Source organism: Microbacterium sp. ANT_H45B (assembly GCF_008369345.1).
GTDB lineage: Bacteria > Actinomycetota > Actinomycetes > Actinomycetales > Microbacteriaceae > Microbacterium.
Map to the genome: position 1 here is coordinate 21,645 of NZ_VOBK01000002.1, position 23,803 is coordinate 45,447.

At 67.8% G+C, this 23,803-nt stretch carries 24 protein-coding genes and 1 tRNA gene; 16 read left to right on the forward strand and 9 right to left on the reverse strand.

Features of this window, described 5'->3' with window-relative positions; translation table 11 throughout:
- The first annotated feature begins 165 nt into the window (after window positions 1-165).
- Window positions 166-1,101 (forward strand): NUDIX domain-containing protein, encoded by a 936-nt coding sequence (locus FQ142_RS06415; RefSeq protein WP_149422711.1) that lies wholly within the window; start codon window positions 166-168, stop codon window positions 1,099-1,101.
- A gap of 27 nt (window positions 1,102-1,128) precedes the next feature.
- Here FQ142_RS06415 and FQ142_RS06420 read toward each other — a convergent pair whose 3' ends face one another.
- Window positions 1,129-1,515, reverse strand: coding sequence for an RNA-binding S4 domain-containing protein (locus FQ142_RS06420; RefSeq protein ID WP_149422712.1), 387 nt, complete (start codon window positions 1,513-1,515; stop codon window positions 1,129-1,131).
- Window positions 1,516-1,579: 64 nt separating this feature from the next.
- The gene (locus tag FQ142_RS06425; protein ID WP_149422713.1) at window positions 1,580-2,035 is read right to left on the reverse strand and encodes a hypothetical protein; all 456 of its coding nucleotides are present in this window, start codon (window positions 2,033-2,035) and stop codon (window positions 1,580-1,582) included.
- 133 nt (window positions 2,036-2,168) lie between these two features.
- Between FQ142_RS06425 and FQ142_RS06430 the strand changes: the two genes are divergently transcribed.
- Window positions 2,169-2,245, forward strand: a tRNA-Pro gene (locus tag FQ142_RS06430).
- Between the two features lie 116 nt (window positions 2,246-2,361).
- Here FQ142_RS06430 and FQ142_RS06435 read toward each other — a convergent pair.
- Window positions 2,362-2,895, reverse strand: coding sequence for a hypothetical protein (locus FQ142_RS06435; protein WP_149422714.1), 534 nt, complete (start codon window positions 2,893-2,895; stop codon window positions 2,362-2,364).
- A 38-nt stretch (window positions 2,896-2,933) separates the two neighbouring features.
- The gene (locus tag FQ142_RS06440; RefSeq protein ID WP_149422715.1) at window positions 2,934-3,770 is read right to left on the reverse strand and encodes a leucine-rich repeat domain-containing protein; all 837 of its coding nucleotides are present in this window, start codon (window positions 3,768-3,770) and stop codon (window positions 2,934-2,936) included.
- A gap of 190 nt (window positions 3,771-3,960) precedes the next feature.
- Here FQ142_RS06440 and FQ142_RS06445 point away from each other — a divergent pair, with 190 nt between their 5' ends.
- Window positions 3,961-4,395 (forward strand): protein-tyrosine phosphatase family protein, encoded by a 435-nt coding sequence (locus FQ142_RS06445; protein ID WP_149422716.1) that lies wholly within the window; start codon window positions 3,961-3,963, stop codon window positions 4,393-4,395.
- Between the two features lie 299 nt (window positions 4,396-4,694).
- Here FQ142_RS06445 and trpS read toward each other — a convergent pair whose 3' ends face one another.
- The gene (trpS, locus tag FQ142_RS06450; protein WP_149422717.1) at window positions 4,695-5,729 is read right to left on the reverse strand and encodes a tryptophan--tRNA ligase; all 1,035 of its coding nucleotides are present in this window, start codon (window positions 5,727-5,729) and stop codon (window positions 4,695-4,697) included.
- A 186-nt stretch (window positions 5,730-5,915) separates the two neighbouring features.
- Here trpS and FQ142_RS06455 point away from each other — a divergent pair, with 186 nt between their 5' ends.
- The 8 genes from FQ142_RS06455 (at window position 5,916) to FQ142_RS06485 (ending at window position 13,132) form a co-directional block, all read left to right on the forward strand.
- A complete protein-coding gene (locus FQ142_RS06455) occupies window positions 5,916-6,971 on the forward strand; it encodes an acyltransferase family protein (protein WP_149422718.1) in 1,056 nt (351 codons plus the stop codon).
- A 96-nt stretch (window positions 6,972-7,067) separates the two neighbouring features.
- Window positions 7,068-7,586: a hypothetical protein gene (locus tag FQ142_RS06460; protein ID WP_149422719.1), complete on the forward strand. Its 519-nt coding sequence runs from the start codon at window positions 7,068-7,070 to the stop codon at window positions 7,584-7,586.
- Window positions 7,587-8,424: 838 nt separating this feature from the next.
- Window positions 8,425-10,716: an Ig-like domain-containing protein gene (locus tag FQ142_RS06465; protein ID WP_188042337.1), complete on the forward strand. Its 2,292-nt coding sequence runs from the start codon at window positions 8,425-8,427 to the stop codon at window positions 10,714-10,716.
- A gap of 172 nt (window positions 10,717-10,888) precedes the next feature.
- Window positions 10,889-11,314 (forward strand): hypothetical protein, encoded by a 426-nt coding sequence (locus tag FQ142_RS06470; protein ID WP_149422721.1) that lies wholly within the window; start codon window positions 10,889-10,891, stop codon window positions 11,312-11,314.
- A 50-nt stretch (window positions 11,315-11,364) separates the two neighbouring features.
- Entirely contained in the window at window positions 11,365-11,664 is a 300-nt protein-coding gene (locus tag FQ142_RS06475; protein WP_149422722.1) for a hypothetical protein, read from the forward strand.
- 95 nt (window positions 11,665-11,759) lie between these two features.
- Entirely contained in the window at window positions 11,760-12,104 is a 345-nt protein-coding gene (locus FQ142_RS06480) for a hypothetical protein (protein ID WP_056418652.1), read from the forward strand.
- Window positions 12,105-12,207: 103 nt separating this feature from the next.
- Window positions 12,208-12,375, forward strand: coding sequence for a hypothetical protein (locus FQ142_RS17445; RefSeq protein WP_188042338.1), 168 nt, complete (start codon window positions 12,208-12,210; stop codon window positions 12,373-12,375).
- A gap of 367 nt (window positions 12,376-12,742) precedes the next feature.
- Window positions 12,743-13,132: a hypothetical protein gene (locus FQ142_RS06485; RefSeq protein ID WP_149422723.1), complete on the forward strand. Its 390-nt coding sequence runs from the start codon at window positions 12,743-12,745 to the stop codon at window positions 13,130-13,132.
- A gap of 3 nt (window positions 13,133-13,135) precedes the next feature.
- Here the strand turns inward: FQ142_RS06485 and FQ142_RS06490 are convergent, their stop codons facing one another.
- Genes FQ142_RS06490 through FQ142_RS06500 form a run of 3 tightly spaced genes read right to left on the reverse strand, consistent with a single transcriptional unit; the run spans window position 13,136 to window position 18,926 of the window.
- Window positions 13,136-16,597 (reverse strand): error-prone DNA polymerase, encoded by a 3,462-nt coding sequence (locus FQ142_RS06490; RefSeq protein WP_149423462.1) that lies wholly within the window; start codon window positions 16,595-16,597, stop codon window positions 13,136-13,138.
- Window positions 16,597-18,135: a DNA polymerase Y family protein gene (locus FQ142_RS06495; protein ID WP_149422724.1), complete on the reverse strand. Its 1,539-nt coding sequence runs from the start codon at window positions 18,133-18,135 to the stop codon at window positions 16,597-16,599. The genes FQ142_RS06490 and FQ142_RS06495 overlap by 1 nt, the downstream gene beginning before the upstream one ends.
- Window positions 18,132-18,926: a hypothetical protein gene (locus tag FQ142_RS06500; RefSeq protein ID WP_262492078.1), complete on the reverse strand. Its 795-nt coding sequence runs from the start codon at window positions 18,924-18,926 to the stop codon at window positions 18,132-18,134. The genes FQ142_RS06495 and FQ142_RS06500 overlap by 4 nt, the downstream gene beginning before the upstream one ends.
- Window positions 18,927-19,059: 133 nt before the next feature.
- On the opposite strand from FQ142_RS06500, the gene FQ142_RS06505 reads away from it, so the two are divergent.
- Genes FQ142_RS06505 through FQ142_RS06525 form a run of 5 tightly spaced genes read left to right on the forward strand, consistent with a single transcriptional unit; the run spans window position 19,060 to window position 22,340 of the window.
- On the forward strand, window positions 19,060-19,530 hold the full coding sequence (locus FQ142_RS06505) for a prepilin peptidase (protein WP_149422725.1): 471 nt from the start codon (window positions 19,060-19,062) through the stop codon (window positions 19,528-19,530).
- Between the two features lie 35 nt (window positions 19,531-19,565).
- Window positions 19,566-19,778 (forward strand): hypothetical protein, encoded by a 213-nt coding sequence (locus tag FQ142_RS06510; protein WP_056418640.1) that lies wholly within the window; start codon window positions 19,566-19,568, stop codon window positions 19,776-19,778.
- A complete protein-coding gene (locus FQ142_RS06515) occupies window positions 19,771-20,412 on the forward strand; it encodes a CYTH domain-containing protein (protein WP_056418636.1) in 642 nt (213 codons plus the stop codon). The genes FQ142_RS06510 and FQ142_RS06515 overlap by 8 nt, the downstream gene beginning before the upstream one ends.
- Window positions 20,413-20,466: 54 nt before the next feature.
- On the forward strand, window positions 20,467-21,624 hold the full coding sequence (locus FQ142_RS06520; RefSeq protein ID WP_149422726.1) for a type III polyketide synthase: 1,158 nt from the start codon (window positions 20,467-20,469) through the stop codon (window positions 21,622-21,624).
- On the forward strand, window positions 21,621-22,340 hold the full coding sequence (locus tag FQ142_RS06525; protein ID WP_149422727.1) for a methyltransferase domain-containing protein: 720 nt from the start codon (window positions 21,621-21,623) through the stop codon (window positions 22,338-22,340). Before FQ142_RS06520 ends, FQ142_RS06525 begins: the two co-directional genes overlap by 4 nt.
- A 57-nt stretch (window positions 22,341-22,397) precedes the next feature.
- On the opposite strand, the gene lpdA is transcribed toward FQ142_RS06525, so the two are convergent.
- Window positions 22,398-23,795: a dihydrolipoyl dehydrogenase gene (gene lpdA / locus FQ142_RS06530; RefSeq protein WP_056418629.1), complete on the reverse strand. Its 1,398-nt coding sequence runs from the start codon at window positions 23,793-23,795 to the stop codon at window positions 22,398-22,400.
- Between the last annotated feature and the right edge of the window lie 8 nt (window positions 23,796-23,803).

A 23,803-nucleotide genomic window follows, 5' to 3' on the forward strand; every position in this document is an offset into this window, starting at 1 on the left:
GGTCCGGACCCGATCGCCTCGACGCGACACTGTGCCCGCGCGGATCCGCGCGGGCACAGCCGTATGCGCGCGGTCAGTCCGGTGTCCGCGGTGGCGCGTCGCGCGGTGTTCCGGCGTGTGTCCTGCGCACGTGCCGATGCCCGGATGCTGTGACAGGCTGAAGGGATGACTGTCGTACCCGCGGAGGCCGGAGAGCCTCGTCGCCCTGGAGGGCCGCGTGACCCCGGCGATGCCTGGGTGGTCGCGGCATCGGGGGACAGATACTGGGGGCGGTTCGGGGCTGCAGGATTGCTCGCCTACGATCCCGCCCGAGGCATCCTGCTCCAGCACCGTGTCGCATGGAGCCATTTCGGCGGCACGTGGGGTCTCCCCGGGGGAGCCATGCACGAGGGCGAGAGCGCGATCGTGGGCGCCGTGCGAGAGGCTCAGGAAGAGGCGGGAGTGCCTGACGGTGCCGTGCGTCCTCGCTTCACCAGCGTTCTCGACCTCGACGTGTGGTCGTACACGACCGTGATCGCCGACGTTGTGCGGCCGTTCGATCCGGTGATCAGCGACCCCGAGAGCGTGGCGCTCGACTGGGTGCCCGTGAATGACGTGGATTCGCTTCCGCTGCATCCCGGGTTCGCGGGTGCGTGGCCGACTCTGCGGACTCTTCTCGACGTGCGGCCTTCGCTGGTGGTGGATGCGGCCAATGTCGTCGGGGCGGTGCCGGACGGCTGGTGGAAGGACCGGGCGGGGGCGACGACTCGTCTCGCGTCGCGCCTCGACGGACTCGCCGTCCCGGCGGGAGAGCTGGGGATCGGCGGAGCCGTCTGGTTCCCCGAGCTCGCTCTCGTCGTCGAAGGTCGCGCCCGGGGCGCGGAGGCCCCGACACCCGACGACACCGCGGAGCTGCTGCCGGCCGCCGTCGTGTCTGTCGTCGAGGCCGCCGGTGCGGGCGATGACGCGATCGTGTCGGAGGTCGACCGTCGTGTCGGTGACGGCCAGCGCGTGATCGCGGTGACCAGCGACCGTGAGCTGCAGTCCCGAGTGCTCGCTGCGGGCGCAGCGGGCGTGCAGACCGCGGGGTGGCTGCTGCGTCTTCTCGACGGCACGCCCTGAGGGACTCGAGCGCTCGTGCCGGGTGAGCTATCCGCCGAAGATGCTGTCGTCCCCGGACGCGCGAGCACGGAGCTTGTCGATGTCGCGGCGCTCCCGTTTCGTCGGGCGCCCGGCGCCTCGGTCGCGTAGACCGAGCGCGGCCTGCGGCTCCCGCTCGGGGGTGCGGTCTTCGTACGCGAGGGCAGCAAGAGGCGCACCGACGCGCTTGACGAGCAGCTGGCGCACGAAGAGGATGCGATCGAAGCCCGCGATCCTGATGCGCAACTCGTCACCGATCTTCAGATGATGCGCGGCCTTCACCTTCTCGCCGTTGACCCGTACATGCCCCGCACGGCATGCGGTCGTCGCAGCGGAGCGGGTCTTGTAGACCCGGATCGCCCAGAGCCAGCTGTCCACGCGCGCGGCGTCGGCCATCAGCGTGCTCGCCTTCGCATCGGAACTCCCACGGCGGCATAGGGGAGGACGGGATCGGCAGCGTTCAGGATTCCACCGTGACCTGCGTGATCTGGCCGTCGGCGCCGAGGTGCACGGCGGGCCAGTACCCCTCGGGGAAGTGCTCGCCGCAGGTGTCGATCAGGTGCAGCACGATCGTCCCGTCGGCCGACGCCTCGAGCGTCTCGAGAGCGAGATCGGATGCGGCATCGTCGAGCTCATGCTGCTCGGGTGTGCCGGTGCTGAACGCGACGACGACAGCATCCGACGCCAGACGGCGCAGCACCCCGAGCGCGGCGATCGTCTCATGCACGTGCGGGAGCAGTGCGCGCGCCTCGTCGACGGTCGTCCCCTCGATCATGAGGTCGAGGGGTGCTCCGTCGACGACGGTGCCGCCCGCATACCAGTCGTGTTCGAGGACGGTGCCGTCGGTCAGCTCGGTCGTCGCTCGCGTGAGCGTTCCGAGTTCCGCGTCATCGATGGTCGGATGCTCGTCGCTCATGTCTCCACGCTAGTCGTCGAGCGGGAACATCACACCGGTGAGATGGAGACGTGCCCGAGCGTACGCTCGGTTCGCGGAGCGCGACGGAGTGGGGCTAAGATAGGGGAGTTGCCTGCGCGAGAGTGCAGAACAACGGGCTGTGGCGCAGCTTGGTAGCGCACTTGACTGGGGGTCAAGGGGTCGCAGGTTCAAATCCTGTCAGCCCGACCAGAGATAGGCCCGGACACTCGCAAGAGTCTCCGGGCCTTCTGCATGTGCGAGGGTCCCGACCTCTTCCGCAGCCCCTCCGAGGTCGTGCGACCACAGTCGGCCCGCAGCCCCGAGGGTCAGTGGCCCGGCCTCGCGTCAGGGATGCTGATCGCATCGAACAGCAGCCCATCGATGACGTGGTCGGGTCGGGCCGGCCACGAGATGATGTGCGTCAGCAGATCCTCGAAATGCGAGAAGACGACGACCGCTTCTTCGAACTCGGGCTCCGCTCCGTGGACGACTGCTCCATCGTCTCGCACGGCCAGATACTCGTATCCGTTGCGCACGGAGAGCAGCAGGGGGAGGTGGCGCGTCCAGAAACCGGAGACCGCGGCCGCCTCGTCATCCGTTGTCGCAGCCTGGAGGCTCAGCTGTTCGTACTCGTTCCACGCGAACGCACCGTCCGCGCCCGTCGAGTAATCGTCGCGGGACAAGAACCACACCGTCTCATCTGCATTCGCGAGCAGTGAGAACGAGGACACCCAGCGGATCACCGTGTCGGGTGCTGTCCGCAGCGGGAAGGGAGCACCGTCGCCCGTGGACGTAGGCGGCTCATACGTCCACCCGGCGTGCTGCAAGCATCCGGTGGCCGTTCGGAAGGGCTCCGTCATGGTCCCCAGGCTACCGAGCGGTCTCTCTGGGCACACGGTCACCAGGTCGCGCCCGTGTTGACCCATTCCAGTGTCGTCAGCTTCGCCTCGATCGTCTCGAGGCCGATGGTCCCGCATCCGACCAGAGTGAGCCTGCGCAGTCGGGGAAGGTCGTTGATGGCGGCGATGCCGGTGATCTTCTTGCAGTACTGGATGTTCACGATCTCGAGTCGCGCGAGAGCGGCCAGCTCCGAGATGTCACCGAGAGAGGTGAGGTTCTTCAGGCGCAACGACTCCAACCCGGGGAGCACGCGGATCCCGGTGAGGCTCGTCAGCGTGCGTCCACCGATCAGCCCGAGACGGCGAAGCCCGACGGGTTCGACGAGACGGAAGATCTGCTCGTCCGTGGGCACATTCAACAGGTTCAGCTCTTCCAGCGGCAGCTCGAGCGCCTGCCGCACATTGTTCAGAGATCTCTGCGGGTAGAGGGAGAGCGTGCGGAGCCCGGGGAAGTGCTCGTTCTTGAAGCGGAAGGGTTCGCCGACGTAGAGGGTCTTCAGGTTCGGCACCACCACATTCGGCCACACCAGGGTCCGATCGCCGATGTGCACCGAGAGCTCTTCGAGACTCTCAGGGAGGTCGCCCTGCCGCAGTTCCGTGACGATGGTGGGGAGGACCCTCCCCGGGCCGATGCTCAGAGTCTTCAGATTCGGCATCGCGGTGATGATCTCGGGGAGACGATCGATGGGACCGTCGAGGGGAGACCACAGGTGCACATCGGTGACGCGTGACAGCTGCTCGGCGTCGTAGGGCTGGTCGTAGAACACGAGGTCTCTGTCCGGAAAGTCGAACTGGTCCTTGTGTGCACTGTGCAACACCATGGTCCGCGTGCTCATGAGCCCCCTCCGTTCACCCGTGACGTCGCGGACTGTCGTCCACGCCACGCGACTCAGATTAGCGGCGCGTGCTGTCGTCGTTCCTGCCGCGCCTGCGCACGCTTCGCCCGCATCCCGGTCGTCGGGATGACCCGGGTGCCACGGTGACGTGGTGCCTAGGGCGGGGAGACTCCGATGAGACGATGGAGCCATGGAACAGTGGCCGGCCGACCTGGACGGTGTAGTGACGTTGCCCAGCGGTCGGCGCGTGCGAGGGCGCGCGCTGAGAGCCGGGGCCGTCAGCCACGACGAAGCGGCCGACTTCGGGGTGTACCTCACTGCACGCCCGCATGAGGAGTCCTGGGAGTCGCTATGGGTCGCGTGGCCGGACTTCCGTCTGCCCAGAGCTTCATCGGACGCGATCTCCGCGCTTCGGGATGCCTACGATCGATCCTCCGCCGAGAGAGTGGAGATCGCGTGCGGGGGAGGTGTGGGGCGCACGGGAACGGCCCTCTGCATCCTTGCCCGTTATGACGGCGTGCCGGCCGATGAGGCTGTGGCCTGGATTCGCACCGCCTACCGGCGCGGCGCGGTCGAAACTCCTCGGCAGCGCAAGTTCGTACGCGACGCCCGTCTGCCACGCTGACCTGCGCGATCCGATCCGTATCCGAGACTCAACGGAATCGGATCCCCGTTCGTGAGGGGATCGCCGAACCACCACCGATGGATCGGTGCTGGCGTGCTCATCACGGTGATCGAGGCAGTCTGCTGACGAACGGGCGCCCGAGGCACGTTCTCGGATGCGGCTCGGGTGCAGGGGGATGCCGCACTGGCGCTGTCCGGCCTCGGTCTCTTCGCATCCGACGATCCCGCCGCCGCACGGACGGTCATCGACGGACTGCGAGGCTTCATCGAGAGTATGGAAACGGCCTCTCGTTCACCGCGTCAATAGAGCATGCCCATCGCGGCTCGCACCTCGTGGAGGGTGTCGGCGGCGATGCTCTGCGCCCGCTCGTTCCCTTCGCGGAGCACCGCTGCCGCGTCGTCGACGGTGAGCTCTGCTCGTCGCGCACGGTGCTCGGCCAGGAAATCATTTACGGCGTCGATGGTGAGGGTCTTCAGCGCCCCGGCTCCGGCGTCGCCCACCTCGTCCGCGAGCTCGCCGGGGTCGCGGCCCAGGATGATCGCGGCGGTCGTGAGCAGGCCGGACACCTCAGGACGGTTCTCGGGGTCGTAGGTGATCGAGCGCTCGGAGTCGGTGCGCGCTCGCCGGATGACGGTGGCTGTCTCATCGGCCGTCATGCCCAGTGCGATCGCGTTGCCGTAGCTCTTGGACATCTTGCGGCAGTCGAGGCCGGGAAGCTCGGGCGCATCGGTGATGAGCGCTGCCGGCTCCGGGAAGACCTCCCCGTAGCGCTCGTTGAAGCGGCGCGCGATCGTGCGAGTGACTTCGACGTGCGGCAGGTTGTCCTTACCCACGGGGACGAGTGTGCCCTTGCAGAAGAGGATGTCGGCGGCCTGGTGCACGGGGTAGGTGAGCAGCAGTCCGCTCAGCGCACGGCCGGATGCCGCCAGCTCCGCCTTCACCGTGGGGTTGCGGTGCAGCTCGGCCTCGGTGACGAGACTGAGGAAGGGGAGGAGGAGCTGGTTGAGGGCGGGAACGGCCGAGTGGGTGAAGATCGTCGACGACTGCGGGTCGAGACCGGCGGCGAGGTAGTCGAGCACGGCTTCGTAGACGTTCTCGCGGATGTTCCCCGCGACGTCTCTGTCGGTGATGACCTGGTAGTCGGCCAGGATCACGAAGGTCTCCACCCCGAGCGACTGCAATCGGACACGCTCTCGCACCGTGCCGAAGTAGTGCCCGAGATGCAGCCGTCCCGTGGGGCGCTCTCCGGTCAGCACCCGGAACTGTTCGGGGTGCGCGGCGATCCGAGCGCGCAGCTCGGGCATGCGTTCGGCGGTGGCGGTGAATGAGTCCATGTCTGCTCCTGGATCGAGGAGCTGCACGGACGTGGGGTGCCGCGATGGTTCGCGGGCTGCCGTGCAGCCCGCGCGTGAATGCGTTATGGCTGCGGACGCAGCCACCACCACGAAGAAACGGTGAAACGCATGCGCTCACATTAGCGGAAGAGTCGCATCCCGCCCCTGATCGAGTACTGTCACCCTGTGACCGCGCGGAAGCTGGCTTATACGCCCGCCTTGGACGGCCTCCGCGCCGTGGGGGTCCTGTTCGTCATGGCCCTTCACGGCGCCAAGCCGTTCTTCGTTCCAGGCGCGTTCGGCGTGGACATCTTCTTCGTCCTGTCGGGCTTCCTGATCACCACGATCCTCTGGTACGAGCACGAGAAACTGGGCAGGCTCCGCCTGCGACGGTTCTACCTGCGCCGCTTCATCCGGCTGTACCCGGCGCTGCTCGCGACCCTTGCCGTCACGATGATCTTCGGGCTCACTCTCGACCCGGACCGGCGCGGGTTCCTCATCCACACGATCGGGTCCGCGCTCTACCTCTCGCCGGTGACGGATGCCCGCTACGGGTCGCCGATGTTCCACGGCCATATGTGGAGCCTCGCCGCCGAGGAGTACTTCTACCTGGTGTGGCCGCTGCTGCTGATCCTGATGATGCGTCTTCGGCTCTCGTGGAAGACGATGGCGGCGTTCATGATCATCCTCGGACTGGGAATGAACGCGGTCCGGGTGTACGCGGCCTTCACGACGGGCGCAGGTCTGCCCCTGTATCGCATGGGCGGTATCGCCATCGGGTGCGGCGTCGCGATCATCATCGCGGAGACCGACTGGCGGGGGAACCCGATCCTCAACTCGCTCATCGGCGTCGCCGGCATCGCGGCCGCCTGGGAGATGAGTGGGCCTAAGATCCTCGAATCCTTCGCCCCGGTGTGCGGCGCGGTCGGAACGACCGGCATCATCTATGCGGTGTGCAGCGGTCGGCGCTGGTGGCTGCAGCGGATGCTCGAGCTCAGACCGGTCGTCTACATCGGCAAGATCTCGTACGAGCTGTACCTCTGGCACGTGCCCATCCTCATCGCGGCGGCGACGTACCTGCATGTCAACCGCGTCGACGTCTGGTGGTGGGTGTACCCGATCGTGTTCGTGGTCGCCGCGGCCACGCATCACGCCTTCGCCCCGCTGCAGAAGCGCCTCCGAACGTTGACGGATCGGATCGGCGCCGACAAGCGCGTACGCGCCGAGGAGCCGGTCTCCTAGCGGGAGCGGGACCCCGCCGAGCATCCGCCTCTTCGGCCCTGGATGTGCGCGGACGGAACTGTGAACGCGCCCAGTTTCGGGGCGTAACGTCCGTGTATGAACACACAACTGAAGATCGCGGGGCAAAGCTCCGAACTGCTGGGTCTGGGGTCCATTCTCATCGGGTCGCTTCCGGCGACGCTGATGACGGGAGAAGCGCCGGACCGCTACACCGTGGAAGCGGTGTTCACGCGCAAGACGGATCGCGACGAAGTGGCCGCGATCCAGGGCAGCGCGACGCGTGCCTACCTGTCTGCCCACGGGTACTCGACTGTCGAGTTGCGTGTCGCCGATCGCCGTCTGGAGATCGCGAACACGAATCTTGAAGAGCTCCGAGATGGGCTCGCCGCCAGGATCGCGGAACGACTGGCCGAGATCTCTGTCGGGATCACTGCGGCTCGCGAGGTCGCCGCTCACCTTTTCGAGGACGCCTCGCAGCGGGAACAGGTTCGCGCCGCAGCGGTGGCCGCCCTGGCCGGATCCGTGTCGTTCGCACGACGCCCCGCTCCGGATGTCTCGGATGACGACGCGCGGATAGAGGACTGGTTCGAGGAGGGCGGCTCTCTGCGCCCGTAGACGTCTCAGACGGATCGAAGGCGGGGTGACGCTTTCGGGGGATCGAGCGTAGGGTGCGGATCAGAGCGCGAATACACGGGCCCTGGGGTGGCTCACCGGTATCGCTCTACGCGGGGGGCTCTTGCCTCGCGGTTCATCCGTACCCGCTCGGCGAGAGCCCTTCAGTCGTTCGACCAGTACCAGGTGCGTCCGCCGTCAGTGCGGGACCCCAGCCCGCGGCGGGCGCACCGTTGAACCGAACGCCGGCGGGGCCCGGCAGTTCTTGCTACGCGGCGCAGAGCTCTCACAGGTGGCGCCCTCGACAGAGGCATCCGGCGTAGGGCCGCTTTCGACATCAATGAGGGTACGCCTACACGCCGTCATCCACCATGGGATATGCACCCGGGCACATCGGACGTACCATCGCCGACGAGAGCGCGCACTGGCCACGGTCTGGGGGCCGCGTCGGGGCCGCTCCGGTCGGGGGACTCTTCCTCAACACGGTCACAGAAGATCCGGTGAGAGAGAGTCCCTCCGCTGTTCCCTTCGCGGTTGAACCCTCATTCAGAGGTTTAGGCTTCTCGAAGATGTGCAGTCCGATGCGCCCGCGACGAGCGAATCCCGCCCTGAGCTCACCCGCGGCTTCGCACAACGTTCAGGGGTGAGTCGCCCTGCTCGCTGGGTTCCGCTCTGGCAGGACGAAGGATGACCGCCCGAGGGGTAAACGTTATCTGTGAAAACCCTGGGAGAGAGGTTGTCGTTTCCTGAATATTGGTATGTTTGGCGGCGTTGTCCGTCTATCGACCCAGGGGATTCGAAAATAGTGAAAAATACGAAACGTCGGTGGCTCACAGGCGCCGTGGCGACCATCGGAGCTAGTGCTCTGGCTCTCGGAGGGGCTGTCATTCCGGCTGCGGCCGATGACGTGCAGGATGGGCCGGTTGAACTCCAGTCCTCCGCATCCAAGTACGACGTCGCGGCCGCCCAGTCGGGCACCTCCGCCGCGGAGATCAAGAACCAGGAGGAAGCCGGTCTCATCAGCGTGACCGACAAGGGCTTCTTCTACTTCAACGACCAGGCCCACGAGTCGCAGAGCCTTCGCACGCTCGCGCTCCCCGCGGCTCCTGAAGGCGCTGCGATCCCCGGCACTCCTGCCGCCGGATCTCGCCCCGGGGCACCCGTGACGGTCTACCTCGACTTCGACGGCGAGACCCTCGAGGGCAAGCACTGGAACACCGACTCCGGTATCGCTTCCCTGGCTTTCGCTCCCGCCGCTGCCGTCACCGACCGCGCCGCCGTCTGGGCCGCTGTGGCCGAGGACTACGCACCGTTCAACGTGAACGTCACGACGACGCGTCCGAGCGACGAGGCTCTCTACAAGACGTCGCAGGACGACAACGTGTACGGCTCGCACGTCATCATCACCGACTCGTACGACGAGGTACTCCCCGCTGCCGCAGGCAACGGTGGAATCGCCTGGCTCGGCGGCACGGGATCCGAGTACCTCAGTGGCGCACTCGTGTTCACCGAGGGAACCGGTGGCTCCCCGAAGGCGATCGCTGAGATCGCTGCGCACGAGTCCGGTCACAACTTCGGTCTCGAGCACGACGGCATCAGCGGTGCCGGCGGCGGCGAGTACTACGCCCCCGAGGACGGCGTGTGGGGAACGATCATGGGCGCTGCCTACTACGTTCCCGTCTCGCAGTGGTCGGCCGGCGCCTACGCCGGAGCCACGAACGACCAGGACGACCTCGCCACGATCGCCGATCGCTCGGCAGGCGGCCCGCTCTTCGTCAACGCGACGCTCCCGGACGGAACCCCGTACACCGGAAGCAGCGTGTGCCTGCCTGCCGGCAGCACGGCCAACCCGAGCAACCCCCAGCCCGGCGACGTCATCTTCGCCGTCGGCGTCAACGGAGACTGCAACCCGGCCGGAGACCAGCTCACGCTGAACTTCACGTGGACTGACCGTGCGGACTACGCAGCGGACACCGTCGGCAACGACCGTGCGAACGCGCAGGCACTCGACAACGCGGCGGGCACCTTCGGGGCCGCAGCCGTCATCGAGAGCAACTCCGACCTCGATGTCTTCGCCGTCACGACCGCCGGTGGCGAGCTCACCGCGAACGTCCAGGTCGCGAACATCTCGCCGAACCTCGACGCGAAGCTGAGCGTCGTCGACGCCTCGGGCGCTGTCCTTGCGGAGAGCAACCCCGAGTCCACGCGCACCTCGGACACCGTCGCGGCCGGCCTCAACGCCTCCGTCACGCTGCCGAACCTCCAGGCCGGGGTCTACTACCTCGCCGTCGAGGGCGTCGGAGCGGGCGACCCCGCAACGGCGACCGCGCTGAACGCCAACGGATACGACGCATACGGCAGCCTCGGCAACTACACCCTCTCGGGTGCAGCTGAGCCGTTCGCCTCTGCTCCGCTCGTGATCCTGACCCCGGAGGACGGCTCCGCTGTCACCGGTGGCGAGGAGATCGACGTCACCGGAACCGCGACCCCCGGCGCGACCGTCACTCTCTCGGTGGGCGGCGCTGTCGTCGACACCGTGACCGCTGACGGCGCGGGCGCATGGTCCGGCAACGTGACCGTGAACCAGTACGACGCAACGGAGATCGTGGCCGCACAGACCGTCGGCACCATCGCGATCCCCGGCACCACCTCGGTGACCGTCGTCGCTCCGGCCGCACCGATCGCGGCTCCCGCGATCACGTCGCCGACCAACGGCGCGACCACCGACGACTCCACCCCGACCATCTCGGGTACGGGTGTCGCTGGTGCGACCGTGACCGTGACGGTGCGCAACGCGGCCGGTGGCGAGCTCGTCGGTCAGGCGACCGTCGCAGCAGACGGCACCTGGTCGCTGACCCTCACCACGGCTCTCGTCAACGGCGAGTACGTCGTCTCCGCGGTGCAGACGCTCGCGGGTGAGACCTCGGTGAGCAGCGCAGCGGTGACCTTCACGGTCGCTGCGGCTCCGCCCACCGGCAACAACAACGACGGTGACAACACGGACGGCAACCTCGCCACGACCGGTAGCGACTTCAACGCCGCTCCGTTCGTCGGGGGAGCAGCCCTGCTGCTGCTGATCGGCGCCGGCGTGCTGGTGTACGCCCGTCGTCGGAGCTCCTCCGTCGAGGCATGATCGGTGTCAGGTCACGATCGCGGCTGACGCTCCGGTCGTGACCTGACCACCACGGGGTGAGGATCGAGTATCGATCCTCACCCCGTTTCGTCTTTCTCGCTGTCAATACGGTGAGACCGTTTCCCTTCTGAGCGGAACAGTGGTTCGCTGGAGGGGATGGAGGAGGGTACCCATGTCCGAGACAGCAGAACAGTCCAGTCGACGCCCTGTGCTTGCCGTCGCCGTGGTGGCGGTGGTGCTCGTGGTGATCGCCGTGATCGTCGGAATGCTCATGACGAATCCGGGCCCCGGCGTCACGGCCGTGCCATCCTCCGAGCTGACGGAGACGCCCGCATCCACGACCGGCCCCACCGGGTCCGGCACCTCTGACGACGAAGGCGGAGAAATGACACCTGGACCGGCATTCGGAACATTCCTCCCCGAGTCGATGGGCGGCGAAGCGGCGATCGACGAGCTCGGCGACCGGATCTCCGTCGTCGCCCAGCGGAACAACAAGACGGTCGAAGAGCTGAGCGAGCTCCTTCTGCGTGACCGGAGCGCCCAGATCTCTCCGGAAGGCTTCATCGTCTACAAGGACAGCTTCGACAACGCAGGCTGATCCGTCGTCAGGCATGTCATGATCGGCCTGAGTGACGTAATCTGGGCGACATGGGAAGACTCGAGTACAACAGTTCGCGGCCCCCGATCGAAGTGGAAGACGAGACTCTCGCTCACCTCAAGGTCGTGATCGCGACGAAGCTTCGTCGCCAGGAGAGCTTCATGATGACGTGGCCGGCGGGCGCAGCCGGTGCCGATCATCACAGCCGGCTCACCGTCTGGATGCACCCGAGCATCCCGCTCATCATCGAGATCGATACCGAGAAGTCGCCCTCGCTCGATCCGCACCGCATCGAGCGCATGATGGGCAACCTGAACAGTCGCGGAGAGCTGATCCTCGACGACCTCTGAGTGGTGCGTGGGGCGACGGACGCGTCCACTACGCACGCGCGTCGCGGCCTGTCAACCCGGCCGAGACTTCTCCCGGGCGGTGAGAGGCTGAGTGCATGAAACTCGTCTCCTACGCCGGACAGCAGCTCGTGACGACCGACGATGTCGCCGACGCGTTGGTGGAGCTCGCCGCGGCGATCGCCAGCGACGGTGATTCTCAAGCTCTGCACATCCCGATCGTCATGGACGGGGAGAAGGACTGCGCAGACCTGATCGTCGGCGTGGGGAACGACCTGCTGGTCGGCCCGCAGTCCTCGAACGGCGATGACCCCGACTTCTCCGTGGAGGCCGAACAGCTGCGGCAGCACCGGCTCTATCCCCGTCGTGGGAGCGATGACGAGGCGGATGACGTCGACACGGATTCCGCCTTCTTCGGTTACGGTCTCGACCACGACTTCTGAGCGGCGGCGACGCGGAGGATCCCTCGTCATCCCTTCTGCGTCAACCCCCTCCGGCGAAGGGGTCGTCGGCGCGTAGCGTCGGCCATCAGACGAAGGAGATGTCATGAGCGATCTGCAGAACACCCACGGTACGGCCGGTGCTGGCGAGGAGGCGGACACCGCCTCCGGCGGTGCGCCCGACGAGTCGACGTCCACGAGCACCGACGAGATCATCGAGGATGAGACCACCGACGAGGACGGTAAGCCTCTGGAGAACCCGTCCGGCGGGTGAGCGTCATCCGGAATGCCGCAAGGCCCTCATCTGCCCCGTGCGGATGGGGGCTTTCGCATGAGACCTCAGAACGTCTGCGCGCTGCGGTCGTCGTGCGCGGCGATCCCTGGTTGCCCTCCCGAGTACCCAAACCCCACTTTGGATCGCTCGAGAGGGCTCACCGTCCTTCCCGGACGGTAGGGGAGGCGGCGAAGAACTTCGCTGCTCTCTCGACTGATATCCCCAGATGTTCAGCCGGTAGCCCCCGCTACTCCTTGCAGAATATCGCGAAAATGTCTTGTCCGCCATTTGGGGGACAAAGAAATCTACGAATGTTTCTTCCCGGTTTGAGGCTTGCCCTGAGAGGGTCGACTCATAGAGTGGGGGCATGGACAGAAAGCTCGTCGTGAACGCGCATATCGCCATCGCTCGGGGCCATCGCATCGAGGTGACGGAGCGCGTCGACGAGCTGACGGGGGAGTCCGGAATCCTCTCGGTCCTCGATCTCGACAGCGGAATCCGGTACCGCAGCGTCGAGGAGCCGGACAGCGAGATCGTCCACTGGACGGGTCACGTCGTAGACTGCACGGTCGTCATCGGCGGACGGGGTTCGCACACGTCGCTCACCGTCACGGCGGACTCCGAACGGGGCGGGTCGACGGGTGCGCGGGTGGCACTGCACGCCGCGGATGCCGCCGTCGATGCGGCGAAGGCCGAAGCGGACCGGTGGGGTGGCGGCGATCGGCTGCCCGAACCCGAGCCCGACCGTTTCTGGTGACGCTCACCGGAAGTCCCTCGAGCGGTGCGTGACACCGGTGCGGAGGTCTTCGAAGGCATCGGCCAGCACGTTCACGACGCCCTCTGCTGAGCGCTCGAGGATTCCGCGGATGATGAGAGCCGGGGAGTCCCGCGCCACCCGCTGATAGCGACCCCACACTCCGGTGGAGCAGATCACGTTCACCAGCCCACTCTCGTCTTCGAGGTTGAGGAAGGTCACCCCCGCCGCCGTCGCGGGTCGTTGCCGATGGGTCACGAGGCCGGCGACCTCGATGCGCCGTCCGGTCTCGTGGTTCTGGAGGTCGGTCGAGGTGAGCACGCCACGGTCCCGGAGAAGACCGCGGAAATGGGCCATCGGATGATCGTCGGTGGACACGCCGGTCGCCCACAGATCAGCGGACAGGCGCTCATAGCTGGACTGATCCGCGAACAGCGGAGGCTGCACGGCGACCGTCGTGCCGGGGAGGAAGCGTGAACGGTCTTCGGCTGCGGCCCCGGACAGCCAGATCGCCTCCCGGCGCTGGAGCCCGAGGCATTCGAACGCTCCGGCGGTCGCCAGCGCCTCCAACTGCGCGGCGGTCGCGTCTGTCCTTCGGACCAGGTCGTTCAGATCGCGGAAGAGGCCGCCCGCCTCGCGGGCGGCGACGATGCGCTCGGCCAGTGCCGCGCCGATGCCCCGGACCCCGCCCAGGCCCATGCGTACGGCGTACCCTCCGTCGCGGCGGTGCGCCTCGGACTCATCGGGCGCGGTGCGGTCGAAGCGCGGCACCCGAGGCTGGAGGGGATCGCTGCAGGCGTGCAGTCCCGTCGGTCTCCGCAGGGGAGCGCCCTCGAGGGGTTCGAGGGTCTCTGTCGCACCGGAGGCGTGCAGGTCTGGGCGCCGGACCTCCACCCCGTGGCGACGAGCGTCTGCGGTGAGCGTCGACGCCGAATAGAAGCCCATCGGCTGCGACCGCAGCAGACCGGCGAGGAAGGCCGCCGGGTAGTGCAGCTTGAGCCATGAGCTCGCATAGACGAGAAGAGCGAAGGACAGCGAGTGGGATTCGGCGAAACCGAAGTTGGAGAAGGCCTGGATCTGCGCGTAGATGCGATCGGACTGATCAGCGGACAGCCCTCGTCTCGACATCCCGGCGTAGAGCTTGTCTCGGACCTTCTCGATCTTCTCGAGTCCGCGTTTGGAGCCCATCGCCCGTCGCAGCAGGTCGGCTTCGTCTGCGGTGCAGTCGCCGATGGCGGTCGCCATCTGGATCAGCTGCTCCTGGAAGATGGGGATGCCCAGGGTTCTCTCGAGGATCGGCGTGAGGTCGACATGCGGATACGGGATGTCGAGCACCACAGGCTCCTCGCCCCTGGCGGCTCTGGCGAGGTTCTCCTCGTCGAGGGCGTCCTTCGCCATCTTGCGGCGGACGAACGGATGCACGGCGCCGCCCTGGATGGGGCCGGGGCGGATGAGCGCGATCTGGATCGCGAGGTCGTAGAAGGCTCGAGGCTGCAGCCGGGGAAGGAGGCCGATCTGCGCGCGCGATTCGACCTGGAAGACGCCGATCGAGTCGGCGCGGCAGAGCATGTCGTAGACCGCGGCTTCTTCTTTGGGGAGGGTTTCGAGGGTCCATCGTTCGCCGGTGGCGTCGTCGATGAGGTCGAAGCAGTGCTGGAGTGCGGCCAGCATGCCCAGACCCAGCAGATCGAACTTCACCAGGCCCATCCAGGCGGCGTCGTCCTTGTCCCACTGGATGACGGTGCGATTCTCCATCCGCGCATGCTCGACGGGCACCACCTCGCCGACCGGACGCGCCGTGAGCACCATGCCACCGGAGTGGATGCCGAGGTGACGCGGAGCCTTCAACAGCTCGCTCGCATAGTCGAGGACGTTCGGCGGGATGTCGTGCTCGTCGGCCACCTCGAGGCCGGTGCTCCAGCCGTCGACCTGCCGCGACCAGGCGTCCTGCTGTCCGGGGGAGTAGCCCAGCGCCCTCGCCATGTCGCGCACGGCGTTCTTCGGACGATACTGGATGACGTTCGCGACCTGAGCCGCACGCTCCCTGCCGTACTCGCGATACACCCACTGGATGATCTCCTCGCGACGGTCGGAGTCGAAGTCGACATCGATGTCCGGCTCCTCGGAGCGCGTGGTCGCGAGGAAGCGCTCGAAGGGAAGCCCGTAGAGGATCGGGTCGACGGCCGTGATCCCCAGGAGATAGCAGACGGCGCTCGCTGCGGCCGAGCCTCGTCCCTGACAGAGGATGCCCCGTCGCTTCGCCTCCGTCACGATGCCGTGCACGATGAGGAAGTACCCGGGGAAGTCCTTCTCTTCGATGACGTCGAGCTCGCGCCCGATCCGGCGGCGCCCGTCGGCATCGAGGTGCGGATACTTCGTCGGTACGGCCTCCCACACCAGGTGTCGCAGCCAGCTCATCGGAGTGTGACCATCGGGCACCTCCTGCTTCGGAAGGGCCGGACGGGCGCGTCGGAGGGAGAACGCGGATGCAGCGGCGAGCTCCAGTCCGTAGGAGATCGCACCGGGATGACGACGGAAGCGCGCCGCCATCTCGGCACCGCTGCGCAGGTGCGCGCCGCCATGAGCGGGGAGCCATCCGTCGAGCTCGTCCATGCTGCGTACGGCGCGGACCGCGGCGACCGCCTCGGCGAGGGACGCGCGCTCGGGTGTGGCGTAGTGCACGTTGTTCGTCGCCACCACAGGGAGCCGCATCTGCCGGGCGAGGTCGGCGAGGGCGTCGTTGCGCCGGGAGTCCTGGGGGTCGCCATGATCGAAGAGCTCGACGACGACGTGATCCTGACCGAAAAGGTCGACCAGCCGGCGCAGCGGGGTCTGCGCGTCTCCGGCCTCCAGGCCACGACGGACACCTCCCTTGCGGCATCCCGTGAGGATCGTCCAGTGGCCGCCCGACATCGATGCCAGCTCATCGAGGTCGTAGACCGGGCGTCCTTTCTCGCCGCCGCGAAGATGAGCCGCCGTCATCGCACCGGACAGCCGGTGGTACCCCTCGAGCCCGTCGGCGAGTACGAGCAGATGGTCGCCGATGGGGTCGGGGGAACCGCGCTGCGGAGCATCGAGGCCCAGGGAGAGCTCGGCTCCGAACACCGTCTGCACCTGCACGTCCATCAGCTCGGCGACCTCCGCGAAACGGGCGGCTCCGTAGAACCCGTCATGATCGGTGAGGGCCAGCGCGGTGAGACCCAGACGCTCGGCTTCGGCCAGCAGATCCTCGGGCGAGGACGCCCCGTCGAGGAAGGAGTACGAGGAGTGCGCGTGCAGCTCCGCGTACGGGACCGATTGCTCGGGCCTGCTCACGGTCGTGGGAGCGGTGCGCGTGCGTCGGGTGCTGATGGGACCGGCATCCGGTCGTCTGCCCGGCGGCGTCCCTCCCGTCGGGTAGGGGGATTCCTCGCCGCTCAGCGTGCGTTCCAGCTCTTTCCACGTCTGCGGCGGATTGTGCCAGCCCATCAGCGGTACCGCCCCTCGGCCCACCAGCGATCGCCGGTGCAGAAGACGAGCCATGCCCGATCGTGACCGTCGACGATCTGCAGGCGATGCCCCCGCTTGCTGCCGGTCGCCTCCCATCGCCGCTCGTGGATGGGCCATGGCCCCGCCCACGCCTGCACCTCGTCGCCGTCGATGTGCGATGGCGCGGCGGAGAGCGCCCCCCGATCATCGACGAGGAGTGTGCCTCCGTCCGGCGCGAGCACACTGATCGGGCGAGGTGGTCGGAAGACCTCGGCGGGGAGAGGATCGGGAAGGCTTCCGGGCCAGGGGCGGGCAGGGTCGCGAGGGGCGGTCGAGCGCTCTCCCCACGGTGTGAGAACCTGCCTGTCGGCGAGCCAGCGCCCACCGGAGAGGGCAGCGGTGACGACGCCCTCATGACCGAGCATCGTCTGCACGCGGGAGATGGCATGGTGCAGGCGCTCGTCGGTCCCGGAACCGAAGAGGCCGGGCTGGTGATGCGCGGCATCGTCGACGGACACCGGAACGATACGCACCAGAACGATGCCGCCGAAGGCCCGAGCCTCATCGATCGGCGCTTTGGCGGATTCCGCTCCCAGGGCCTCGAGCTGCCAGCGCACCCGGTCGACCAGGTCTGCGGCGTCGAAGCAGGTGGGGTGCAGCCAGGGGCGGGAGAACACCGCACCGTTGTCGTCGACCAGATCGATGCGCACCTCGGTGCACACCACGGAGGCGTCGGCGAGGGCGAGCATGACCGCATCGACGGTCTGTCGCACGGCGAAGGCCACCTGATCCGCTCCGGCGAGAGCGGGTTCGAACTCCACGGAGCGAACGAGCTCCGGGTCCGGCGGTCTCGGCACCACGGGGCGGGAATCGGCTCCGGCGGCGAGAGCGTGCAGACGAGCACCGCGCTCGCCGAAGCGATCGCGCACCTCGATCTCGTCGAGTCCGGCGAAGTCGCCGAGCGTGCGCACCCCCAGCCGGATGAGCAGGCCGGTGATCTGCTCGTCTTTGAGCACCCGCACCGGGAGCGGAGCGAGGAACTCCTTCGCGAGACCCGGCGGTACGACGGTGCGAGGAGTGGGCCCTCGTGCCGCCAACTCGGCGGTGAAGGGGCCGTCGGCGATCCCCACGCGCACTTCGGGGAAGCCGGCCTCGGCGAGGATACCGATCAGGGTGTCCGCGGCCTCCGCCTCGCCGCCGTGATAGCGGGAGATGCCGCGTGCCCGCACCGCGGCGAGGCCCGGACGAAGCAGGGCGACGCCCGGGGCGTGCTTCTCGATGAGCTGCAGGACCGGGAGGAAGGCTCTTTCATCGCGAGCGACATCGTGCGGAAGCACACGCAACGAGGAGATGTGCCCCTGCGCCACGCGACGACGCTGGCCTGCGCGCACGCCGTGCTCCCGCGCCGATGCGGTGCAGGCGATGACCGTGTTCGCATGCACCAGGGCCGTGGGCGGATGCGGTGGCGGCCCACCCAGAGCGGCACGGAGGGGCCAGTCGGGGAACCACAGCACCATGGTGCGGAGAGGGGCCGTCATCCTGCCACCGCCAGGGGCGGGTACTCGTGCGGCTCGGTGCGGTCGCCGCGCAGCCCTGCACGCGCGGTCATCTCGGCGATGGGCGAGGCGGTCTTCTCGATCGGCAGCTCTTCGACCGCGCCATGGGTGCCGGGCAGTCGCACCCTCACACTCGTGGGCTGAGGGGTGTGCCTCGTCTGCGCCGTGACGGTCGCGGTCGACCCCTCGATCAGCCCCCAGCCCTCGCCGATGCCGAGCCACTGCTGGTCATGGAGTCGGATGGTGCCCTCGCTCTGCGGCCAGACTCCCGATTCGGCGGATTCGGCGACGAGGAGCGTACTGCCTCGGTCTCTGAGGCGAGCGCTCAATCGCGACACGTCGGCGTCTCGCGCCCGGCCTCCCGGTTGCACGGCGATGAGGGGCACGACCTCGGCGAGTGCGGAGGTCACGGCGAGCCAGCGGTCGCCCGGATCGGGCACGAGGATCAGTCGGGGCAGTTCGATGCCGAAGGCCGCAGCGGCCTCGACCCCCAGCGTCGGCATGCCGACCACCGCGCACCAATGTCCCTTCCGCGACGCGGCCGCGAGCAGCGAGAGGACCAGGCTGGGCGAGGGGGAGACGGTGTAGGCCGTCCCGGTCTGCAGGCCTTCGTCGGGGAGAAGGGTGGAGAACGCCGGCTCGAGAGGGAGCAGGGGATGCTCGCTGCGTCGGCGCTGCATCCGGCTGATCTCGCGGCGCAGCCGAAGAACCTCTCCGGCGCGAGAGTCGCCGCCCGGAGAGAGCGCGGTCACCGCATCGAGCCCGATCCCCATGGTTCCATCCTCGAAGATATGTACTAATAAATCAACTGGAGTAGTCGACGATAGTTCGAACCCCCGACATCGGCGCGAGACGTTATCCACACCCCGCGCTCGCCGCACCTCGGGGTCTCCTAGCCTTCCGGGCATGGATCTCCGCACCGCCGTCGTCGTGATCGTTCATGTCGCCCTCTTCGCGGTGGGCTGCAGACTGGTCGCCATCGACATCCGCAGCCATCGGCTGCCCGACCGAATCGTGCTCCCCACCCTGGCCGTCCTCGTCGTCCTCGTGGCGGTCGACGCCGCCGTCGCGGGGGAGAGCGGGACGACGGTCAGATCCCTGCTGGGGATGCTGATCCTCGGCGGCTTCTACGCGGTGCTCCGTGCACTCAGCCGACAGGGGATCGGCGGGGGAGACGTCAAGCTCGCGGCCGTCATCGGGCTGACTCTCGCATGGCACGGCTGGCAGGCGCTCGCCGTGGGCGCGGCATCCGCCTTCGTGATCGGTGCGCTGTATGCGATAGGGCTGATGGTGCTGCGTCGGGCCGACGGAGCCACGCGGATCGCCTTCGGGCCGTGGATGATCCTCGGCGCGATTCTCGGCATCATCGCGCGGTGAGCTCCGATCCGCGGCTGCGGGGATAGCATGAGGACATGGCACTCGCACGACTTCACGGCGGCCCGCTCGACGGGCAGATCATTCCTCTCGGCGACGCGGACGACAAGCTGATCGTCCCCTACAGCGAGACCCAGGTGGTGTACAACCGTCGCGGCGACGCGCAGAACACCGGCGACACCGACGGCCCCACCGAGGTGGACTACTGGTTCGACGAATCCCTCGAGGAACTCACCCCCTCGGATGACTGAACCGGGCGCTCCGCAGTCGGGCGACGCCCCGTCACGGGTCGTCGAGGTCGAGCGCAAGTACGACGTCGACGCCCGCACGCCGTTACCGCAGTGGAGCGACCTGCCCGGCGTCACCGCGGTGTCCGAAGGAGAGGTGCGCGAACTCGACGCGCGCTACCTCGACACCGATGACGCCGCACTGTCCCGCGCGGGAGTCGCTCTGCGCCGGCGAACCGGAGGCCCCGATGCCGGATGGCACATCAAGGGCCCCCGCGAGGGGGACGGCAGAGTCGAGATCGGCTGGCCGCTGGGCGACGACGACCGCGTCCCCGATGCGGTGACCTCGACCCTGTCGCAGTGGACCACGGAGCCGCTGTCACCGCTCGCGCGGATCGAGAACTCCCGCACCGCGTACCTGCTCACCGGAGACGCCGGGGTGATCGCCGAGTTCGTCGACGACCGGGTCCGCGCGACGGATCTCCGACAGGACGTCCGTCGCGAATGGCGCGAGTGGGAGTTCGAACTGGGTCCCGCCGCTCCCGCCGATGAGGCAGGACGTGACGCGCTGTTCGCCGCTGTCGAGTCGGCGGTCGCGGCCGCAGGCGGGCGCGAGGCGGCATCGGGGTCGAAGCTCGCCCGTGCTCTGGGTTTCTGACACGCGCCGCAAGCCCCTTCTCGGCCCGGACGGAATCGTGCTTGAGTGAGCGACATGAGCCGTTCCGCCGTACTCCGCTCGCTGCGCACGATCGTTCCCGACACCGTCATCGAGCAGGACGCCGTCCGTGACATCTTCGCCGCCCAGCCGGATGTGGGGCGCCTCGCGACCCGCATCATCGGAGCCTCGTTCAACGGGTCGGGCATCGACACCCGGCATACGGTGATCAAGGAACTCGCACCTGCCGCGGCGACGGCCGATCCGCCGACCTTCCTCGACCCGGACACGGGTCTCCTGCTGTCGCCGGGGACGAAAGCGCGCAACGACGTCTATGTCGCGGAGGCCTCGCGTCTGTTCGTCGAGGTCGCCCGACAGGCGCTGGACGCCGATCCCGACGTGGTGGCCGCGGACATCACGCACGTGATCACCGCATCCTGCACGGGATTCCACGCTCCCGGCCCCGAGTACGAGATCGTCCGGGGGCTTGGTCTCTCCGACAGCGTCCAGCGCTACCACCTGGGATTCATGGGCTGCTACGCCTCCATGCCGGCACTGCGAGCGGCGAGTCAGTTCTGCGCCGCGGATCCCGAGGCGGTCGTGCTGGTCGTCAGCGTCGAGCTCTGCACGGTGCATCTGCGATCCTCGGAGGATCCCGATCTGATCGTCGCCAACTCGCTCTTCGCCGACGGTGCGGCTGCCGGGATCGTCACCGCGAGAGACCTCGCGACCCCCGTCCCCGCCGTGCGTCTCGACGGCTTCCACACGGCGATCGCCCCCGAGGGGGAGCGGGACATGGCGTGGACGATCGGCGATCACGGCTTCGAGATGATCCTGTCCACGAGGGTGCCGCAGATCATCGGCGAGACGATCATCGGTGCGATCGGTCCGCTTTACGCGCACGAGGGCGAGCTCGCCGCGGCCTTCGCTCAGGGGCGCGTGGGGGAGCGGGTGGAGCACTGGGCGATCCATCCCGGTGGCCGCAGCATCCTCGACCGGGTGCAGGAGAGACTCGGACTCAGCGACGTCCAGATGCACCCCGCGCGCGAGACGTTGCGCGAGTACGGGAACATGTCGAGCGCGACGATCCTCTTCGTCATCCGGCGCATCCTCGACGAGGGTGCGGTGGACGGGTCCCGCATCGCGGCGATGGCCTTCGGCCCCGGCCTGACGGCCGAGAGCGCTCTGATGACCGTGACCTCCGGCGTCGCGTGAGACACGACCTGTCGATCCGCGCCTCCGGCGCGCGCGAGCTCATGGACGACCCCGATGCGGACCTCGGGATGCTGGAGCGCACATACGACCGCTTCCGGGTGGTCAACGCCCTCGTCTCGGGCACAGGGCAGCTCTACCGCCGCGACATCCGGCCACGCGCCCGTCGCGGTCCCATCCGCATCCTCGACATCGGCGCCGGTGGTGGCGACGTGTGCCGGATGATCGCCGCGCGCCTGCGACGCGACGGGCTTCGTGCCGAGATCACGGCACTGGACGCCGATGAGCGCGCCATCCGCTGGGCGGTCGCCCACGACGAGGGCTCCGGCGTGCGGTACCGCCGTGCGCTCTCGGCGGATCTCCTCTCCGAGGGGACGCGGTACGACGTCGTCTTCTCGAATCATCTGCTGCACCACCTGAGCGACTCCGAGCTGCAGGGACTGCTGAGCGATTCGGTGGGGCTCGTCGGCGACGGAGGACTCGTGGTGCACCGGGACATCGCCCGCAGCAGGGTGGCCTATGCGCTGTACGGCGCCCTGACCTGGGTGTTCGCGCGGACGTTCTTGCGAGGGTCGTTCATCCGCGAGGACGGGCTCATCAGCATTCGTCGCTCGTACACGCCGGGGGAGCTCTCCGTCGCCGTGCCCGTCGGGTGGGCCGTCCGCTTCCGGCTGCCCTCGCGGCTCGAGCTCCGGCGAGACGGAGCGACCGGCCGGTGAGACGACGAAGGCCCGGTCGCACGTGAGTGCGCCGGGCCTTCGAGCCGATCCGAAGGATCAGAAGTTGATCATGTGTCCCGCCAGGCCGTGGAAGCCCTCCTGCAGCGCCTCCGACAGCGTCGGGTGCGTGTGCACGTTGCGGGCGAGCTCGAGTGCGGTGAGGTCCCACTTCTGCGCCAGCGTCAGCTCGGGCAGCAGCTCGGAGACATCGGGGCCGATCATGTGCGCGCCGAGCAGCTCGAGGTGTTCGGCATCGGCGATCATCTTCACGAACCCGACGGGCTCTCCGAGGCCATGGGCCTTGCCGTTGGCCATGAACGGGAAGGTGACGACCTTCACCTCGTGGCCCTCGTCCTTGGCCTGCTGCTCGGTGAGTCCGAACGATGCGACCTGCGGCGAGCAGAAGGTTGCGCGCGGCATCATGCGGTAGTCGCCGAGGGTCTGGGTCTCGGCGCCGCCGATGGTCTCGGCCGCGACGACTCCCTGTGCCTCGGCCACGTGGGCGAGCTGCAGCTTGGCCGTGACATCGCCGATGGCGTAGATGCCCTCGACGTTGGTGCGCATGTGGTCGTCGATGTCGATCGCGCCGCGCTCGGTGAGCTTCACGCCGGTCGCCTCGAGTCCGAAGCCCTCGACGTTCGGGGCGAACCCGACCGACATGAGCACCTTGTCGGCCTCGATGGACGTCTGCTGCCCGTCCTTGCCGGTGTACGAGACGGTGACGGACGAACCGTTGTCGACCACGGACTCGACCTTGGTGGAGGTGAGGATGTCGACGCCGTAGTTCTTGTACTGCTTCGTGATCTCCTTCGACACGTCGGGGTCCTCGTTGGGGAGCGCGCGGTCGAGGAACTCGATGATCGTGACCTTGACCCCGTAGTTGGTCATCACGTAGGCGAACTCCATGCCGATGGCGCCGGCGCCGACGATCACGATGGACTTCGGCAGCTCGCGGCTGAGGATCTGCTCCTCGTACGTCACGACGTTGTCGCTCAGCTGCACGCCCGGGAGGAGACGGACCTTGGATCCGGTGGCGATGATCGCGTTGTCGAACGTGACCTCTTCGGTGGATCCGTCGGACTTCGCGACCGAGATCGCCTTCGGTCCGGTGAACGTGCCACGGCCGTCGTACTCCGTGACCTTGTTCTTCTTCATCAGGAAGTGGATGCCCTTGACGCGACCGTCTGCGACGACGCGGCTGCGGTCGAACGCCTTGCCGTAGTCGATCGTGAACTCACCCGAGATGCCGAAGAAGTCGGCCTTGTGGTTGAGCGTGTGCGCGAGCTCCGCGTTCTTCAGGAGCGCCTTGGAGGGGATGCAGCCCACGTTGAGGCAGACACCACCCCAGTACTTCTCTTCGATGATGGCGGTGGACAGACCCAGCTGCGCGCTGCGGACAGCAGCGACGTATCCACCAGGACCTGCACCGAGGATGACGACATCGTAGTGTGGCATGCCTCCAG